Origin of the sequence: Streptomyces sp. NPDC001604, from assembly GCF_042893475.1 — a bacterium.
GTDB lineage: Bacteria > Actinomycetota > Actinomycetes > Streptomycetales > Streptomycetaceae > Streptomyces.
The window spans coordinates 71,781-89,745 of the sequence record NZ_JBIAUY010000011.1; the positions used below are offsets into that span (position 1 = coordinate 71,781).

The 17,965-nt window shown below is 71.3% G+C and carries 15 protein-coding genes; 5 read left to right on the forward strand and 10 right to left on the reverse strand.

Annotated elements, in window-relative coordinates; translation table 11 throughout:
• The first annotated feature begins 65 nt into the window (after positions 1–65).
• Positions 66–1,142, forward strand: a complete 1,077-nt coding sequence (gene hemE / locus ACFY1E_RS27575) for a uroporphyrinogen decarboxylase (RefSeq protein ID WP_389080278.1) — start codon at positions 66–68, stop codon at positions 1,140–1,142.
• A gap of 16 nt (positions 1,143–1,158) precedes the next feature.
• On the opposite strand, the gene ACFY1E_RS27580 is transcribed toward hemE, so the two are convergent.
• On the reverse strand, positions 1,159–1,983 hold the full coding sequence (locus tag ACFY1E_RS27580) for a rhomboid family intramembrane serine protease (protein ID WP_389080279.1): 825 nt from the start codon (positions 1,981–1,983) through the stop codon (positions 1,159–1,161).
• Positions 1,984–2,108: 125 nt separating this feature from the next.
• Between ACFY1E_RS27580 and ACFY1E_RS27585 the strand changes: the two genes are divergently transcribed.
• Positions 2,109–2,447: a hypothetical protein gene (locus ACFY1E_RS27585; protein ID WP_389080281.1), complete on the forward strand. Its 339-nt coding sequence runs from the start codon at positions 2,109–2,111 to the stop codon at positions 2,445–2,447.
• Between the two features lie 99 nt (positions 2,448–2,546).
• Here ACFY1E_RS27585 and ACFY1E_RS27590 read toward each other — a convergent pair whose 3' ends face one another.
• Positions 2,547–3,938 (reverse strand): FAD-dependent oxidoreductase, encoded by a 1,392-nt coding sequence (locus tag ACFY1E_RS27590; RefSeq protein WP_389080282.1) that lies wholly within the window; start codon positions 3,936–3,938, stop codon positions 2,547–2,549.
• 48 nt (positions 3,939–3,986) lie between these two features.
• Positions 3,987–4,958 (reverse strand): DUF4349 domain-containing protein, encoded by a 972-nt coding sequence (locus ACFY1E_RS27595; RefSeq protein WP_389080284.1) that lies wholly within the window; start codon positions 4,956–4,958, stop codon positions 3,987–3,989.
• Positions 4,959–5,117: 159 nt separating this feature from the next.
• Between ACFY1E_RS27595 and hemG the strand changes: the two genes are divergently transcribed.
• Positions 5,118–6,578, forward strand: a complete 1,461-nt coding sequence (hemG, locus tag ACFY1E_RS27600) for a protoporphyrinogen oxidase (protein ID WP_389080285.1) — start codon at positions 5,118–5,120, stop codon at positions 6,576–6,578.
• A gap of 4 nt (positions 6,579–6,582) precedes the next feature.
• Positions 6,583–7,314: a hydrogen peroxide-dependent heme synthase gene (gene hemQ, locus ACFY1E_RS27605; protein WP_389080286.1), complete on the forward strand. Its 732-nt coding sequence runs from the start codon at positions 6,583–6,585 to the stop codon at positions 7,312–7,314.
• Positions 7,315–7,336: 22 nt separating this feature from the next.
• Here hemQ and ACFY1E_RS27610 read toward each other — a convergent pair whose 3' ends face one another.
• From ACFY1E_RS27610 to ACFY1E_RS27630, 5 genes are all read right to left on the reverse strand, one after another.
• On the reverse strand, positions 7,337–8,977 hold the full coding sequence (locus tag ACFY1E_RS27610) for an alpha/beta hydrolase (RefSeq protein WP_389080288.1): 1,641 nt from the start codon (positions 8,975–8,977) through the stop codon (positions 7,337–7,339).
• A gap of 99 nt (positions 8,978–9,076) precedes the next feature.
• Positions 9,077–9,877: a TIGR04222 domain-containing membrane protein gene (locus tag ACFY1E_RS27615; RefSeq protein ID WP_389080289.1), complete on the reverse strand. Its 801-nt coding sequence runs from the start codon at positions 9,875–9,877 to the stop codon at positions 9,077–9,079.
• Between the two features lie 103 nt (positions 9,878–9,980).
• Complete coding sequence (locus ACFY1E_RS27620; protein WP_389080291.1) at positions 9,981–10,739, reverse strand: DUF4142 domain-containing protein; 759 nt, start codon at positions 10,737–10,739, stop codon at positions 9,981–9,983.
• A 72-nt stretch (positions 10,740–10,811) separates the two neighbouring features.
• Positions 10,812–12,125, reverse strand: a complete 1,314-nt coding sequence (locus ACFY1E_RS27625; protein WP_389080293.1) for a DUF692 domain-containing protein — start codon at positions 12,123–12,125, stop codon at positions 10,812–10,814.
• Between the two features lie 124 nt (positions 12,126–12,249).
• The gene (locus ACFY1E_RS27630) at positions 12,250–13,035 is read right to left on the reverse strand and encodes a DUF4142 domain-containing protein (RefSeq protein ID WP_389080295.1); all 786 of its coding nucleotides are present in this window, start codon (positions 13,033–13,035) and stop codon (positions 12,250–12,252) included.
• 394 nt (positions 13,036–13,429) lie between these two features.
• Here ACFY1E_RS27630 and ACFY1E_RS27635 point away from each other — a divergent pair, with 394 nt between their 5' ends.
• A complete protein-coding gene (locus tag ACFY1E_RS27635) occupies positions 13,430–16,963 on the forward strand; it encodes an AAA family ATPase (RefSeq protein WP_389080296.1) in 3,534 nt (1,177 codons plus the stop codon).
• A gap of 177 nt (positions 16,964–17,140) precedes the next feature.
• Here the strand turns inward: ACFY1E_RS27635 and ACFY1E_RS27640 are convergent, their stop codons facing one another.
• Both ACFY1E_RS27640 and ACFY1E_RS27645 read right to left on the reverse strand, forming a co-directional pair.
• Positions 17,141–17,614, reverse strand: coding sequence for a type II toxin-antitoxin system VapC family toxin (locus tag ACFY1E_RS27640; protein WP_389080297.1), 474 nt, complete (start codon positions 17,612–17,614; stop codon positions 17,141–17,143).
• Entirely contained in the window at positions 17,604–17,873 is a 270-nt protein-coding gene (locus tag ACFY1E_RS27645) for a type II toxin-antitoxin system Phd/YefM family antitoxin (RefSeq protein ID WP_389080298.1), read from the reverse strand. Before ACFY1E_RS27645 ends, ACFY1E_RS27640 begins: the two co-directional genes overlap by 11 nt.
• Positions 17,874–17,965: the final 92 nt, after the last annotated feature.

A 17,965-nucleotide genomic window follows, 5' to 3' on the forward strand; every position in this document is an offset into this window, starting at 1 on the left:
ATGTCCGGATAGTGCCTCATGAACCCCGGCCGTAGCGGCTGCGTCGCCGTGCGAGACTTGCGGTCGTGAGTGCGAACGAGAGCCCCGCGGGCCAGGCCCGGACACAGCAGGCAGCGACGTACGAATCGGCCTTCCTCAAGGCGTGCAGGCGCGAGCCCGTGCCGCACACGCCCGTGTGGTTCATGCGGCAGGCCGGGCGCTCCCTGCCGGAGTACCGCAAGGTCCGCGAGGGCGTCCCGATGCTGGAGTCCTGCACGCGCCCCGAACTCGTCACCGAGATCACCCTCCAGCCGGTGCGCCGGCACGGCGTGGACGCGGCGATCTACTACAGCGACATCGTCGTCCCGCTCAAGGCCATCGGTATCGACCTCGACATCAAGCCGGGCGTCGGCCCGGTCGTCGGGCACCCGATCCGCACCCGCGCCGACCTGGCCCAGCTCCGAGACCTCACCCCCGAGGACGTCTCCTACGTCACCGAGGCGATCGGCATGCTGACGCGCGAGCTCGGCTCGACCCCTCTCATCGGTTTCGCCGGGGCGCCTTTCACCCTTGCGAGCTACCTCATCGAGGGCGGCCCGTCGCGCACGTACGAGAACGCCAAGGCGATGATGTACGGCGACCCCGAGCTCTGGGCCGATCTGCTCGACCGCCTCGCGGAGATCACCTCCGCGTTCCTGAAGGTGCAGATCGAGGCGGGCGCCTCGGCCGTCCAGCTCTTCGACTCCTGGGCCGGCGCCCTCGCCCCGGCCGACTACCGCCGCTCGGTGCTGCCCGCCTCCGCGAAGGTCCTCGACTCCGTCGCCGGGTACGGCGTGCCGCGCATCCACTTCGGTGTCGGCACGGGCGAACTGCTGCGGCTGATGGGCGAGGCGGGCGCGGACGTCGTGGGCGTCGACTTCCGTGTCCCGCTCGACGAGGCGGCCCGCCGGGTCGGCCCCGGCAAGGCGCTCCAGGGCAACCTCGACCCGACCGTCCTGTTCGCCTCCACGGAGGCGGTCGAGGCCAAGACCCGCGAGGTCCTCGCCGCGGCCGCGGGCCTGGAGGGCCACGTCTTCAACCTCGGCCACGGCGTCATGCCGTCCACCGACCCGGACGCACTGACCCGTCTCGTGGAGTACGTCCACACACAGACGGCCCGCTAGGCCTCGACTCGACGGCTCACCACGTGTGCCGGGGCCGCGCCCGCCTGCCGAACACCAGGCCGCGCGGTTCCGGCGGCGGGGGCGTGCCCGGCTTGAGCGGCCAGGCGAGCAGCATGCCGACGAGGAAGCCGACGACGTGCGCCGCGTACGCCACCGTCCCCGCGGTGGAGACGCCCTCACCGGACGAGTACAGGGCCTGCAGCACGAACCAGAAGCCCAGCACCAGCCAGGCCGGCAGTCTCAGCGGCAGGAAGAGCAGGAACGGCACGAGGATCCAGACCCTGGCCTTCGGATACAGCACCAGATAGGCGCCCAGGACCCCCGCGATGGCTCCCGACGCACCGATCAGCGGGTCGGAGGAGTCGGCGTTGGCCAGCGCGAAGCCGTACGACGCCGCGTAGCCGCAGACGACGTAGAACAGTGCGTACCTGATGTGCCCCATGCGGTCCTCGACGTTGTTGCCGAAGATCAGCAGGAAGAGCATGTTGCCGAGCAGGTGCAGCCAGCTGCCGTGCAGGAACATCGCGGTGAAGACGGACACGGGCGGCGACTTGTCATAGCCCGGCGGCGCCACCACACAACCCGCCCCGTGCGCGCCCACTCCTATGCCGCCGGTCGGGACCACCCGGGGCATCTGATGGTGGATCAACTCCCTTGGTACGGCCGCGTAGTGGTCCAGGAAGGCCTGCAGATGGCACAACTGGGACAGGCTGCTGTCGCCCGCCACGGAACCGGCCAGGCCGGGCGTGGACAGGAAGACGTACACGTTCGCGGCGATCAGTGCGTACGTCACCCAGGGGGTGCGGCGCACCGGGTTCACGTCATGGACGGGTATGACCACATGGAATTAGTGCCCCGGGTGGACGGCGCGAATCGGTGAACGCCGTCACGCGCGCGTGCGTATGTCTCCTCAACCGCCCGCGGCACGGGGAAGGCGGGTCGCGGGGACGACGTGAGGAACAGGCGATGAACGACCGAGTTACTCCTCCGATGCACGCCACGCCCGACGGGGAGGCGGAGATCTCCCTGGTGGTGAGGTTGCCCTGGGAGGACGTCGCCCGGCTCGGCCAGGAGGCCGGACGGCTGGCTTCGCAGATGCAGCGGCCGGTGACGCTGGACGAGGCGGTGAGTCACCGCTTGCGGTCCGTACGGAGTGCTGCGCATGCGAAGCCGGCGGGGGAGCAGCCTGCGGCGGTCTCGGCCGCCCCTGCCATGACTTCCACCGCCTCGGTGTCGTCGTTGCCGCCGCGGCCTCCGGCGGAGCAGGCGCGGCAAGCCATTGAAAGGATCAATGGCTCGGCGTAGGGGTTTCGCCGTAGGGGTGCGGGTTGATTGCCGGCTGCGGATCTGTTGTGGCTGGTCGCGCAGTTCCCCGCGCCCCTGGGGGCACTTCCCGCACGCCCGTCAGGAGACGCCCTTTTTCACGGCCGCCGTCGCCTTGCGGGCGGCCACGAGTACCGGGTCCCAGACCGGGCTGAACGGTGGGGCGTAGCCCAGGTCCAGGGCTGTCATCTGCTCCACCGTCATGCCGGCCGTGAGGGCGACCGCTGCGATGTCCACTCGCTTGCCGGCGCCCTCCCTGCCGACGATCTGCAGGCCGAGCAGGCGGCCGGTCCGCCGTTCGGCGAGCATCTTCACCGTCATCGGGGAGGCGTTCGGGTAGTAGCCGGCGCGGCTGGTGGACTCGATGGTGACCGTCTCGAACTGGAGGCCGACCCGGCGGGCGTCCTTCTCCCGGAGGCCCGTCCGGGCGATCTCCAGATCGCAGACCTTCGACACCGCGGTGCCGACGACGCCCGGGAAGGTGGCGTAGCCGCCGCCGACATTGGTGCCGATGACCTGGCCGTGCTTGTTGGCGTGGGTGCCGAGGGCGATGTGGCGCTCCTGGCCCGAGACCAGGTCGAGGACCTCCACGCAGTCGCCGCCGGCCCAGATGTTCTCGTGCCCGCGCACCCGCATCGAGAGGTCGGTGAGCAGGCCGCCGTGGGCACCGAGAGGCAGCCCGGCCGCCTCGGCCAGCGCCGTCTCGGGGCGTACGCCGATGCCCAGGATCACCACGTCCGCCGGGTACTCGGCGTCCTCCGTGGCCACCGCGCGCACCCGGCCGTCCTCGCCGGTGTGCACCTTGGTGACCTCGGCGTCGTCGACCATGGTGATGCCCATGCCCTCCATGGCCTCGTGCACCAGGCGGCCCATGTCGGGGTCGAGCGTGGACATCGGCTCGCTGCCGCGGTTGACGACGGTCACCTCGTAGCCGCGCTTGATGAGCGCCTCCGCCATCTCCACGCCGATGTAGCCCGCCCCGACGACCACCGCGCGACGGCCACGCGTGCGCGTGAGGGAGTCGATGAGCGCCTGGCCGTCGTCCAGCGTCTGCACGCCGTGCACACCGGGGGCGTCGGCACCCGGCATGTCCGGGCGGATCGGGCGGGCACCGGTCGCGATCACGAGTTTGTCGTACGACGTCCAGGACTCGTCGCCGGAATCGACGTCACGCGCGCGTACCCGGCCGCCCGCCACGTCGATCTCGGTGACCTCGGTCCGCATGCGCAGATCGATGTCCCGCGCGCGGTGCTCCTCGGGCGTACGGGCGATCAGCTGGTCCCGTTCGTCGACGTCGCCGCCCACCCAGTACGGGATGCCGCACGCCGAGAACGAGGTGAAGTGGCCGCGCTCGAACGCCACGATCTCCAGCTCGTCGGGGCCCTTCAGACGGCGTGCCTGAGACGCCGCGGACATCCCCGCGGCGTCTCCGCCGATCACGACCAGTCGTTCCCTCGCAGCGCTCATGTCCATGCGAACACGCTACGGGGGCGCGGCATTTCAGGCCGGGTCCCGTACCGATCAGTCCTGGTCGTTCTCGTGCGTGGCCGGCGCCTGCGGTGCCGGCCGGGCCGTAGGCAGCGTGCCCAGTGCGCCGGTCGCGGGTGCGGGGGCCGGGCGGTGCGGCAGCCGGGGCCGGACGAGCCGCAGCCACACCAGTGCGATCAGGGCCGCCACCGCGGCGAACGGCAGTACCGCGCCGAGCGCCACCGCGAGCCAGCGCAGCATCGTCACGAACGCGCCCCAGCCGCCGGCCAGCGCGTCCAGGAACCCGGGGCTTTCGTCCTTCGCGGCCGCCTTCACCGGTGTCTCCGAGAGGGTCAGGGTGATCGTCGCGAGGCTGGTGCGGTCCTTCAGGGACGCCTGCTGGGCGAGCAGCGCCTCCAGGTCGGCCTCCCGGTTGCTCAGCTCGCCCTCCAGCTCCACCACGTCGCTGAGCTTGCCGGCCCGGTCCATCAGCTCCCGGACCCGGGCCACGCTGGCCCGCTGCGACTTGATGCGGCTGTCGACGTCGACGACCTGGTCGGTGACGTCCTCGGCCTTCGCGGTGCGGTCGAGGAGCTTGCCCGCGCCCTGCAGCCCGGCGAGGACCTCGTCGTACTTGTCGACCGGCACACGCAGCACGACACGGGTGCGCTCGTGGCCCTTCTCGTCCCGGCTGGTGGTCTCGTCGCCGACGTAGCCGCCCGCGTTCTCGGTCGTCGTGCGGGCCTCGTCGAGCGCCTTCGGTACGTCCTTGACCTGCACGGTCAGCGAGGCGGTGCGGATGATGCTGCTCGCGGTGAGCTTCGGCGCCCGCTTGGCCCCGGCGCCGCTCGCGTTGCTCTCGCCGCCCGGAGCGGCGGCCTTACCGTCGCTCCGGGCGGCCCCGTCGGCAGTACTCCTGCCCCCGGAGTCGGAGTTGCTCCCGCTGCATCCGGTGAGCGCGAGTGCCGCGGCGAGCAGGATCGCGGCCAGGGCCGGGACGGGTCGTACGGGACGTGGCGTGCGCATGTGGGTGTACCCCCGAGGGTCGCGACGACTGACGCTCCTTCGACGCCCGGACGGACCGGGACGTTGGACCCGGACGGTCCCGATGCGGTCACGGTCGGGACTCGTGAAGGACACCAGGCCGCCGACGGACTGTCAGAGGGGTCTGAGAGGCTTGAGGACATGCGCGAAGTGGAGAGTCGTACGGGCACCGGGCGGGTCGTCGTCGTCGGAGCCGGGATCGCCGGACTGGCCGCGGCCCACCGGTTGTTGCAGCAGGGTGCGCGGGTCACCGTGCTGGAGGCGTCGGACCGCGTCGGCGGCAAGCTGCTGCCCGGCGAGATCGCGGGCGCCCGCGTGGACTTCGGCGCCGAGTCGATGCTCGCGCGCAGACCGGAAGCGGTGGCCCTGGCCCGCGAGGTGGGCCTCGACGACCGCCTGCAGCCGCCGGCCACGGCGACGGCCTCGATCTGGACCCGCGGCGCCCTGCGTCCCATGCCCAAGGGCCACGTCATGGGCGTCCCCGGCACCGCGGCCGCCCTGACCGGCGTCCTGTCCGACGAGGGCCTGGCCCGGATCGAGCGCGACGCCGACCTGCCGCGCACGGAGGTCGGCGAGGACGTCGCGGTCGGGGAGTACGTGGCGGCCCGGCTCGGCCGCGAGGTCGTCGACCGCCTGGTGGAACCCCTCCTCGGCGGCGTCTACGCGGGCGACGCGTACCGCATCTCGATGCGCTCGGCGGTCCCGCAGCTGTACCAGGTCGCCAAGACGCACGACTCGCTCACCGAGGGCGTCCGCGAGCTCCAGGCCAGGATGGCCGCCGCCCAGCAGACCGGCCCCGTCTTCATGGGCATCCGGGGCGGCATCGGCAGCCTGCCCCTCGCGGTGGCGGACTCGGTCCGCGCGCGCGGCGGCGAGATCCTCACCGGGACGCCCGTGACCGAGCTGCGCCGCGAGACCTCCGGCGGCTGGCGCGTCGTCGCCGGAGACCGTGTGCTGCATGCGGACGCCGTCGTCGTGGCCGTCCCCGCCCCCGCGGCCGCCGGCCTCCTGCGCCCGGAGGCCCCGGAGGCCGCCACCGAGCTCGCCGCCGTCGAGTACGCCTCCATGGCCCTGGTCACCCTCGCCTACCGCCGCGCCGACACCGCCCTCCCCGAGGGCAGCGGCTTCCTCGTCCCGCCGGTCGACGGACGCACCATCAAGGCGTCGACGTTCGCCTCCCAGAAGTGGGGCTGGATCGCCGAGGAGAACCCGGACACGGTCGTCCTGCGCACATCGGTCGGCCGTTACGGCGAGACCGAGATCCTTGAGCGCGAGGACGCCGGCCTGGTGGACGTCTCCCGTCACGATCTGCGCGAGGCCACCGGACTGGACGCCACGCCCCTCGAAACCCACGTCACCCGCTGGACCGACGGTCTGCCCCAGTACCCCGTCGGCCACCACGCGCGCGTGGCCCGCATCCGCGAGCACATCGCCAAGCTGCCGGGCCTCGCCGTCTGCGGCGCCCCGTACGACGGCGTCGGCATCCCGGCCTGCATCGCGAGCGCATACGCGGCCGTGGACCAGATCGGCGGGGACCTGAGCGGTGTGGAGGAGCTCACCGCCAACCCGGTGCAGAGTCTGCACGGCGGAGCGGGAGAATAGCGACATGAGTGACGACGCCCCCTCCACCGCCCCGGACCGCATCGCGAACAAGGGCAAGCTGGCCAAGGACCTCAACGAGGTCATCCGCTACACCCTGTGGTCCGTCTTCAAGCTGAAGGACGTGCTGCCCGAGGACCGCGCGGGCTACGCCGACGAGGTCCAGGAGCTGTTCGACCAGCTCGCCGCCAAGGACGTGACGATCCGCGGCACGTACGACGTGTCGGGCCTGCGTGCCGACGCCGACCTCATGATCTGGTGGCACGCGGAGACCAGCGACCAGCTGCAGGAGGCGTACAACCTCTTCCGCCGCACCAGGCTCGGCCGCGCCCTTCAGCCGGTCTGGTCGAACATGGCGCTGCACCGCCCCGCCGAGTTCAACCGCTCGCACATCCCGGCCTTCCTCGCCGACGAGACGCCCCGCAACTACGTCAGCGTCTACCCCTTCGTGCGCAGCTACGACTGGTACCTGCTGCCCGACGAGGACCGCCGCCGCATGCTCGCCGACCACGGCAAGATGGCCCGCGGCTACCCGGACGTCCGCGCCAACACGGTCGCCTCGTTCTCCCTCGGCGACTACGAGTGGATCCTGGCCTTCGAGGCCGACGAGCTGTACCGCATCGTCGACCTCATGCGCCACCTGCGCGCCTCCGAGGCCCGCATGCACGTCCGCGAGGAGGTTCCGTTCTACACGGGACGCCGCAAGGACATCGCGGAACTCGTCGCGGGCCTGGCGTAGGCGGCGCCGGGTAGTCGGGTGGTCACGGCCGGGCGGCCTTGCCCTTCAGGTTCTCCTTGATGGGCGCCGGGTGCGCCCGGCCGTCCGTCGCGGCAGGGTTCGGCTCCGCGTGCGGGGCGCAGGACGCCTGCTCCTGCGGCAGCCGGCCCTCCAGCAGATACGCGTCCAGGTAGCCGTTGATGCACCGGTTGGGGCCGCCCGCGATGCCGTGCGTGCCCGCCTCCCGCTCGGTCACCAGGACCGAGCCGTTCAGCCGCCGGTGCAGCTCCACGGCACCGTCGTACGGCGTCGCCGCGTCCCGCTCGGCGGCCAGGATCAGCGTCGGCGGCAGCTCACCCGGCCCGGTCCGCACATCGAGGGGCTGCTGCCGGGGCGCCGGCCAGTAGGCGCACGGCAGGTTCATCCACGCGTTGTCCCAGGTCTCGAACGGGGCCACGCGCGCGAGCTGGGTGTTGTCCTGGTCCCAGACCTTCCAGTCCGTCGGCCAGGGCGCGTCATTGCACTCGACGGCGGTGTACACCGCGTTGGTGTTCTCCGCCTCGGCGGCCGTCTCGGTGGCCGGACCTGCCTGCTCGACCAGCGGCTTCGCATCGCCCTTCAGATACGCCGACAGCGCCTTCGCTCGGGTCGCCCAGTAGTCGTCGTAGTACCCGGCCGACAGGAACGCCGCCTGCAGTTCCGCCGGCCCCACCTTGCCGCCCGCCGGCTTCGCCGCCAACTGCTCGCTCGCCTTCTCGTAGCCGGCCTGCACCTCGTCGGCCGTCTTCCCCAGCCCGTACACGTCGTCGTGCCGGGCGATCCACTCCCGGAAGTCCGCCCAGCGCTTCTCGAACGCGGCCGACTGGTCGAGGTTGTTGCGGTACCAGATCTGCTCGGGATCCGGGTTCACCGCCGAGTCGAACACCATCCGCCGCACGTGGGAGGGGAACAGCGTCGCGTACAGCGCCCCGAAGTAGGTGCCGTACGACGCACCCATGAACGTCAGCTTCCCCTCGCCCAGCGCCGCCCGCACGACGTCCAGGTCACGGGCGTTGTTGAGCGAGTTGAAGTACTGCAGCCCGCCACCGGACCGCTTGGCGCAGCCCGTCGCATAGGCCTTGGCCTCCTTGATGCGCTCCTGCTTGTACTCCTCCGAGGGGTACGTCGGCGCCTGCGAGGGTGCCTTGAAGAAGAGCCTGGGCTCCTCGCAGGACAGCGGCGAGGACTTGCCGACGCCGCGTGGGGAGTAGCCGACCAGGTCGTAGGCCGCCGCGAGCCGCTTCCACTCCGGGAGCATCCCGACGAGCGGGAAGTACAGGCCGTCACCGCCGGGCCCGCCGGGGTTGTAGACCAGGGCGCCCTGCCGGGGCACCCGCCGCTTGCTGTTCTGGGGGTCCTTGTGCGTGGCCCTCACCCGGCTGACGGTCAGCTTGATCTGCTTGCCGCCGGGATGCGCGTAGTCGAGCGGCACGGACACCGTGCCGCACTCCATCTTGCCCGGCATGTCCTGCGCGGCGGCGCACTTCCCGAACTCGATGCCCGCCGCCCGGGCGCGCGCGGCGGCCACCGCCGTGCCCTGCTGCTCGGCCGTGTCCGGGGCGACGGGGGTGCTGCCTGCCGGGGCGGCCGCGAGGGCGGTCAGGAGCAGTGATCCGGCGGCCGAGTACAGGGCGGCAGCTCTCATGACGTATCCCTTTCGGTGCATGGCAGCGACAAAAGGGATGTTTCGTTCGGTGCATGCAGAAGGCAAGCACCGCCCCGGCGGTGTCGGCCTCAATGCCCCCTATGCGCCCCTGACGTGTGGTTCACGCCAGGACTGCTCGCGGTGCGCGAAGGCCGCGCGCAGGTCCGGTTCGCCGATCGCGCGGACGCCTCGTACGGCGACGGTGGTGAGATACGTACGGTCGTCACCGTTCGAGGCGCGCCGGGTCAGGGCGCCCAGCAGCCGCTGCCCGGCCGGGGAGGCCCAGCGCGAGTAGGGGTGGGCCTCGACCCGGGCGATGGCGAGGCAGCTCAGCGTCAGTGCGAGCGGCAGGGCGAACCACAGGGCGACCAGGCCGCGCGGCATGTCCGGCTGGGCGGGCACCAGCAGCGCGACCGCACCCAGCACGAGCACGGCCACCGCGGCGAGCTGCACCTGGCGCACACCGGCGGCGACGGTGGTCCGGGCACCGGCGGGCACGGCCAGGCCCGCGTCGACGAGCCGGTCGCCGAGACCGGCGACCGCGGCCGCGGAGGCCGCCGCGGCCCGGACCGGCGCGATACGGCTCTGTCCCTCGGGTCCGATGGCCCCTATGACGGACCGCTCCATGTCGTCCCGGCCGCGCGGGTCGACCACCGTTGCCCAGCCCGTGTGGGCGAGCAGCAGGCGCCGCTGCCGGGCCATGGAGACCATGGTCAGATCGGCGACCCTGCCGGGTCCGCCGGAGAGGAACGCGGCCTCGTAGAGCGTCAGGTCATGACGCCGGGCATGCGCTGTGACGTACGCCTCCCCGGCCGCCGCACGTACGGCGGCCAGGCACAACCGCGTGCACGCGGTGCCGGCGGCGGCCCAGGCCAGCAGCAGGAGAACAACCCAGAACATGCCGCGTTTCTATGCCAGATGCCCGGGGAAATGCCATGCCTTGTTCACCATGTGGACGGAGTGTTGTGGGTATGTGACGTTCCGTTTGTCGGTCCGGCAAGGGTCACGGCGGCGGGCTGGAGGCGGCCGGCGGCAGCGTGTAGGTCGCGGACGAGGACGGCTCCAGCGGGAGGACGGGACCGGGGCCCGTGGTCGGGTCGGCCGGCGGGGGAGTGCTCGGGGAGGCCATGCCCTGGGCGAGGGCGTCCCAGTTGATGTAGCCCGTGGCCTCCAGGACCTTGATGTGGTCCAGCACGGTCGTGTTCGCGTCGTCGGCGAGCGCGCGCACCAGCGAGTTGCGGGTGCTCGCGCGGACCTGGGCGACGACCGAGAACACCCTGCCGTGGGCCAGCCGCAGGATGTTGGCGAACTTGCTGTCGTAGTCCGTGCCCTGCGCCGCGTTCAGGGTCGTCAGCCACTGCTTCTGCTGGTCGTTGGGTTCGTTGGGCAGCTGCAGCCCCAGCTTGGCCGCCACGTCCCGTACCCGCTGGTCGAGGAAGGTGTGCCCCAGGACCAGATGCCGGCCCGCGGTCCGTACGGCGTCGGTGGTGCCCTTCTGCTCGGCCTGCTGTCCGGCGGGCAGCTCCCACAGACCGGCCAGCCGGACCTTCGTGATGAAGTCGCGGTCGAGAGCGGACAGCGGCCCGTACTGCGTCGAGACGGTGTCGGCGTTCAGTACGTCGGCGCTGACGCCGGTGCCGGACCGGTCGGCGTACGACCAGATCGGGAAGATCAACGCCAGCAGGGTGGCCGTCAGGCCGATGATGATGACCCCGGTGCCGCTGAATATGCCTCGGCCGGTGACAGGTGGTCGCGGTCGCATGGTGCCTCCTACGGCACCGCATATTACTGCGGGGTTCGGTGGGCCCCGCTGTCGCGCCTGTCACCCTGGAGCTCAGCGGTGCAGGAGCACCCGCCGGGCCGCCCTGGCCATCCTCACCGCAGGCCGCTGCGAGCGCGGGACGGGCCCCGACCGCTCCAGCCACCACTCCCTGAGCTCCCGCCGGGCCCGGCCCTCCTCCAGGCGCCCGTCGAGCAGCAGCTGCCCGGCGAAGTCCAGGGCGTCCCGGCGATAGCCGCCGGTCATCGGGTGCCGCTGGGCGTACGCGAGGAAGGCGGGCCGGTACGTTTCTCCGAGGATCACCGGCAGCTCGGGCGCGACCTTGGCCACGACGTCCGCCCGCTTCCCGGCGAGCGCCCGCGCCTGCACCCGCAGCCGCACCCGGTCGAACCCCTCCGGCACGGGCGTCCCGGCGACGAGAGCCGACAGCAGGGCGGCCTGAGCGAGTCCGAGCCGCTGCCGGGCGGCGTCGGTCGCAGGGGCGGCGGCGACGGAGCCCACGACCGCCTCCGCCGCCTCTGCCACGGTCTCCTCGCGTATCGCCCGTCCCTTTGCTACGGCTGCCCGGATCGCCTCCAACTCCCCTTCCAGCTCGGCAGGTTCGGGAAAGTTCTCGTCCCTCTCCAGCAGCACCCCGGGCGGCGAGACCCGGGCGGCGAGGTCGGTCAGGATGTCGAGGACCGGCTGCGGCACCGGGTGGGCGTGGCTGTCGTGCCAGACGCCGTCGCGTTCGAAGCCGCCCGCTACATGGACGTACGCGATGGCCTCCAGGGGCAGCTCGGCGAGCGCCTTGGCCGGGTCCTCGCCGCGGTTGACATGGTTGGTGTGCAGGTTGGCCACGTCGATCAGGAGCCGTACGCCCGTCCGGTCGGCCAGCTCGTACAGGAACTGCCCCTCGGTCAGCTCCTCGCCCGGCCAGGAGATCAGCGCGGCGATGTTCTCGACGGCGAGCGGCACCGGCAGCGCGTCCTGCGCGATGCGGACGTTCTCGCACAGCACGTCGAGGGCGTCCCGGGTGCGCGGCACGGGCAGCAGATGCCCGGCCTCCAGGAGCGGGGACGCCGTCAGCGGCCCGCCGGCCCGTACGAACGCGATGTGCTCGGTGACCAGCGGCGCACCCAGCGCCTCGGCCCGCTCGGCGAGTGCGGTGAGCCGGTGCCCGTCGGGCCGGTCGGCGCCGCCGAGGCCGAGCGAGACGCCGTGCGGGATCACGGTCACCCCGCGCTCGCGCAGCCGCAGCAGCGACTCGGGGAGATGTCCGGGACACACGTTCTCGGCCACGGCCTCGACCCAGTCGATGCCCGGCATGCGCTCCACGGCCTCGGCGATCTCCGGCCGCCACCCGATGCCCGTTCCCAGTCGCTCCATGGTCCGTCCCCTCCCTGCCGTCTCCTCGAAGAACGTGACGGGGGTATGGCCCCGCCGCTCGGACGCGAATCCCGTCGCCGGAACCTTCAGAGCAACATTTGAGGTTCGGGCCGGCCGGCTCGGTTCACCGCAGCACACCCTCGGAGTCCACCGGATCCGGCCGGTCGGTGTTGACCGTGCCCGGCGCGCCCGGCGACGGCCGTGAGGTCGTGCCGATGTCACCGCTGGCCTCGGCGGCGGGAGCCGAGGGCGCCACCTGGCCGGGGACCGGTGCCGGCGGGCCGGTGGGGCTGGCGGTCGTGGTGGCCACCGCGTCGTTGGCGATGGCGTCGAAGTCGACGCGGCCGGTCTTCTCCAGCACCGTGATGTGGTCGAGGACGGTCTGGTTGGCGTCCGATGCCAGCTGCCGTACGAGCGTGTTCCGGGTGGAGTTCCGGACGGTGCCGATGGCCGGGAAGATCTTGCCGTGCGCGGAGCGCAGCAGGTTCACGAACTTGTACTCGTACTCCGCGCCCGTCGCCGCTGTCATCTCCTGCAGCCAGCCCTGCTGTTGTTCGTTCGGCTGGTTCGGCAGTTCGACGCCGAGCCGGGCCGCGGCGATCCGCACCCGCTTGTCAAGGTCGGTGTGGCCGACGATGAGGTGGTCGCCCGCCTCCCTGATCGCCTGGCTGGGCGCGCGCTCGACCGCCTGCTGCCCCGCGGGCAGCTCCCACAGGCCCGCCAGCCGCACCCGCACGATCAGATCGCGGTCGGCGGCGGTCAGCGGGCCCCACTGGGTGTTCACGGTCCCCGCCGCGAGGTTCGCCTGACCGGTGCCCGAGCGGTCGGCGTAGGACCACACGGGGAACGCGATGGCTCCGATGGTGACGACGATGGCCGCGACGAGCACGGCCGTACCGTTGATCCGCATGCCGGGAAGTACGGGCGGGGCCCCGGCATTGTTCAAGGGAAACAAAAAAAGCTAAATGGCTGGCAAAGCCGCGGGTTGCCGCCGAGCGTCCCGGGTCAGCGCAGCGCCGGGTGATCGGCCACCACCGTGCAGGAGCCCGGCGCGATCTCGCTCGGGTCCAGACCTTGCATCGTGCTTTTCACCTGTATGTATTCCCCATCCGTTCCTGATCCGCTCCTGGCTGCTGCGGACCAGTGCCGGTGTTGCTGTCGAGGCTCGCCACGTGCTGGGCGATCGGCCTCAGTCCGGGATAGCGGACCCGCAGCATGGGTATTCCCTTGGCCCAGGGGAGGGTGCCTTGACTCGAAGAGCGCCGGATCGTTTGTGGGGAGGGCTCACTCGCTGGACGGCCGCGGTGATCGTGCTCACCGGCGCAACCGCGCTGTCCGCCGTGGCCACGGGGACGGGCTCGCTGTGGATCGCCGTCGTGCCCGGGCTTGTCCTGTCGATCGCCGGACTCGTCGCCCAAGTGCTGGTCGACGACAGGAACAAGGGCGAGACCCGGCCTGTCTGGACGGCGCGTCGGCCGCCCTACCCGGGATTGGAGGCGTTCTCCGACGAGGACGCCGCAGTGTTTTTCGGTCGGAGCGCCGAAACTGACGAGCTGACCGATCGGTTGCACCCGGCTGTTCGCGGCGCCAGGCAGTCGTTCGTCGCCGTTGTCGGCCCCTCGGGCAGCGGCAAGTCGTCGCTCGTGCAGGCCGGTCTGATCCCTGCCCTGTCCATGCGCCGTACCACCTGGCTGGTCGTGCCGCCGCTGCGGCCCGGTGACCATCCTGTGCACAGCCTGGCCCAGGCGCTCGCCGCCTCACCCGTGGCGGCCTCTGGTCGGGGCGCCACGACGTCGGTCGTCGAAGGGCGACTGCGCGAGGGGGGAGCCGAGGAACTCGTGCGGCTGGTGGACGAGTTGCGGGTCTCCAGCCACCGACGGGGTGCGATAGCAGTCTTGTTGGTGGTGGACCAGTTCGAGGAGCTGTTCACTCAGGCCGACCCCGTTGTCCGTGAGGAGTTCCTGAGTCTGCTTCGCGCAGCGTTGCAACGCGACCCCGCCCTCTGGGTCGTGGCCACCATACGTTCGGAGTTCCTGACGCCCTTGCTGGCGTCTTCCTTCGCTCCGCTGGTACAGCGCCCTGTGATGGTCGGCGCACTCGGCAGGGATGCGCTCAGCCAGATTGTCGAGGAGCCTGCAGCGCTCGCCGGACTGCGTTTCGCTGCCGGGGTGGTGGCCCGGATCGTCGACGACACGGGCAGCGGCGACGCACTGCCCCTGCTCGCCTTCACCCTCCAGCAGCTCTTCCTCCGGGTGCGTGACAGCGGTGTTGTAAGGCACGAGGACTACGATCGGCTCGGCGGTGTCAGCGGCGCGCTCGTCCGGCAGGCCGAGAGAGTGACCGCGGAACTGAGGATCAGGGGCATCAGCGAATCGGACGTCCTACGTGTCGTTTCCCGCTTCGTGACCCTCGACGGCGCAGAACCGACTCGACGCCGTGTACGGCGCGAGACCTTCGGTTCAGCCGAACTGGATGTGGTGGATGCCTTTGTGGAGGCGCGGCTGTTGACGACCCGGCCGGGGGAGGGCGGCGTTGTGGTGGACGTCGCCCACGAGGCGCTCTTTCGACACTGGGCCCCGCTGCGTCAGGACCTGGATGCACGGGCCGACTACCTGCGCAGACGCTCACAGGTGGAGCACTGGGCCCAGGATTGGGAGCGCAGTGGGCGGGACCGGCACCACCTGCTGCGGGACGAGCGTTTGCGAGCCGTGATGAGGTGGGTGGACGAGCAACCCGGTCTGTGGGAGGAGAGCCCGCTGGCGCGCGAGTTCCTGGAGACGTCGCGTCGCAACGACACCGCCTGGCTGGAACGGCTGTCCGACTCCTTGGCCCAGCAGGCTCGACTCACCACGGAGGTAGACCCGGAACTGGCGCTGTTGCTCGCCATCACCGCCGTGGAGGAGTGCGCTCCTCGGCCGGCCGCCTTCGCGGCACTCCACGCGGCACTGGAGACGTCGCGGCAGCGCGCCGTCCTCGCCGGGCACACCGCATGGGTATGGGACGTTGTCTGGTCCCCGGACGGACGCCGCCTCCTCTCTGCGTCTCACGATCACACCGCGCGTGTGTGGGACGTGGAACGGGGCGAGCAGACATGCCTGCTCCAGGGGCACTCGCGGCAGGTGGAGGCCGCGGCCTGGTCGCCGGACGGAACCTCGGTCGTGACGGCGAGCCAGGACGGAACGGCCCGCGTCTGGAATTCAACCACTGGCGAGGAAGTCGTCGTCCTCCTCGGCCACGAGCACCGGCTGACCTCCGTGGCCTGGTCACCCGATGGTGCCTTGGTGGCCACAGGCGCGCGTGATCACACGGTGCGCCTGTGGAACCCGCACACCGGGGAGTCGACAGCGTTGCTGGCAGGGCATCAGGACTGGGTGACATCGGTGCGCTTCTCCCCCGACTCCACCCGCCTTGCCACGGCCTCCGGCGACCGCACAGTGCGCCTGTGGGACCTCTCGGCCCTCGTTTCCGACGGATCCGCGACCGAGGTGACCGGTCATCGCGGCTGGATCGACTCGGTGGACTGGTCGCCGGACGGGACCCGGCTCGTCACCGGCTCCCGTGACCGCACGGCCCGCATGTGGGATGCGGCCACGTGCGAACAACGACTCGTACTGCACGGCCACCAGGGTGACCTCACCGCGGTGACGTGGGCGCCCGACGGCAGTCGCGTCGCCAGCGCCTCCCGGGACAACACTGCCCGGTTGTGGAACGCCGACGAGGGCGCCGCCCAGCTGGTGCTGCGAGGGCACCAGGACTGGGTGACGGCAGCCGCATGGTCTCCGGACAGTGGTCGCGTCGCCACCGCGTCCAGGGACACCACCATCCGGGTGTGGGACGCACGGCCAAGCCCCGAGCGGCTGATCCTGACTGGTCACACAGGGTGGGTGCGCACCGTGTCATGGTCGCCGGAGGCCACAGCGCTTGCCACAGGTTCCCGTGACGGAACTGCCCGGATCTGGGATGCTCGCACCGGAACGCAGACACGGCTGTTGCGCCACGAAGGTGAGGTGCGGGGCTGCCACTGGTCGCCCGACGGGCGACTCCTCGTCACCGGCTCTTACGACCGCACGGTACGGGTCTGGGACGTGCGCACCGGCGCTTCCCTGCTCACGCTGACCGGGCACGAAGAAGGCCTACGGCGCGCCCTGTTCAGTCCCGACGGCAGCAGGATCGCCAGCTGCGGCCGTGACGACACGGTACGGGTGTGGGACGTCCGCACGGGCGAACAGCTCACGGTGTTCCAGGGGCACGAGGCGATGGTGCGCTCCCTGACCTGGTCGCCGGATGGATCCCACCTGCTCAGCGGCTCAAACGACGCAACAGCCAGAATGTGGCGGGTGGAGGACGGGGCGCAGATCGCCGTTCTCGACGCGCACGACGACGGGGTCAACGGAGTGGGCTGGTCGCCCGACGGCACCCTCGCGGCGACGGCGTCACGGGATCGTACGGTGCGTATATGGCGTGTCCCCGAGCAGTCCCAGTCGCCACAAGCCCCCGAACTCCTGCATTTGCTGGAGCAGGTGGACGTCGTCCGCGATCTCGCCTGGTCGCCGTGCGGCACCAGGTTGGCCCTTGCCTACGACGACTGCACCGCCCGAGTGTGGCACGTCGCGGAGGAAGTCGAAGTAGCCGTGCTGCGTGGGCACGAGGCCTGGGTCGAGGGCGTCGCCTGGTCCGCAGACGGGGCACACGTGCTGACGGCATCGGGAGACGGCACAGCACGGGTGTGGGACGCCGTCCGAGACAAGGCCGCTTTGCTCACAGTCGCACGCGGCCGTGTCTCCCGCGGCCTGACTGCGGAGGAGCGGCACCGCTTCCTCCTTCCGGAAGCCGAGTGACACAACACTTGGGCGGTCGCTTGGCCCGATCGCGGAGTGTCCGGCCGGGGCAGGTCAATCGCGTCGGCACACATACCGGTTGGCGCCTTCCGGTCTCGGTGTGCGTGCTGATGTGGGAGGCCTGCCATGCCGACCACCCGGTCCTGCGGAAGGCGTGAGCGGCGAGGACGGCGGCGGTCACCGGTCGTGGAGCGCTTTGGGTCGAGTGACCGGTACGACGGTGAGCAGGTCGTCCAGGCCCTTGAAGTCGTCGGGGTTGGTGGTGAACAGGGGGAGGTCTTCGGCGATGGCGATGGAGGCGATCATCAGGTCGGCGATGCGGCGGCGGGGCTGGCGTCCGGTGCTGATGACGGCGGCGCAGACGCGGCCGTAGATGCGGGCGGCTTCCGCGTCGAAGGGGATGGGGTCGAACTCGTTCTCGGCGCGTTGGAGGATGTCCGTTCGGCGGGCGCGTTCGGCGTGTTCGTCGTAGTCGTCCTGCTCAGCGTTGCTGCGTACCTGGTGGGGTCCGGCGGAGAGTTCGGCCAGGGTGATCGCGGTGATGGCCAGCTCGGCGGGCAGTTCCTCAGGGGCGATCCACTTGCGCAGGATCATGATGTTGGTGTCGAGGAGCCCTTGCTGATATGCGACGGGCTGACGCTCACCGGGCATAGGGGTCGTCCTGCGCCTGTTCGGCGGTGGCGTCCTGGTCGGCGCGGAAGGTGTCCAGGGAGATGTCGGGGGCGGTGCGGGACATGGCGGCGAACTCGCCGCGCGGGACGAAGCGCCGACGGCGGCGCAGGGGGATCAGCTCGCCGATGCGGTGGCCGTCGCGGGTGACGGTGAAGGACTGGCCGCTTTGGACGGCGTCCATGATCTCTTTGGATTTGGTGCGCAGGTCGCGCTGGGTGATCTCCGGCTGGGCGGTCATGGTTTCACGTTAGCCGCCTGGTGCCACCGGGTGCCAACCTGTGGCACGGGGTGCTCCGGCGAGGTCGGCGGATTCGGCGCACCTCACTCTGC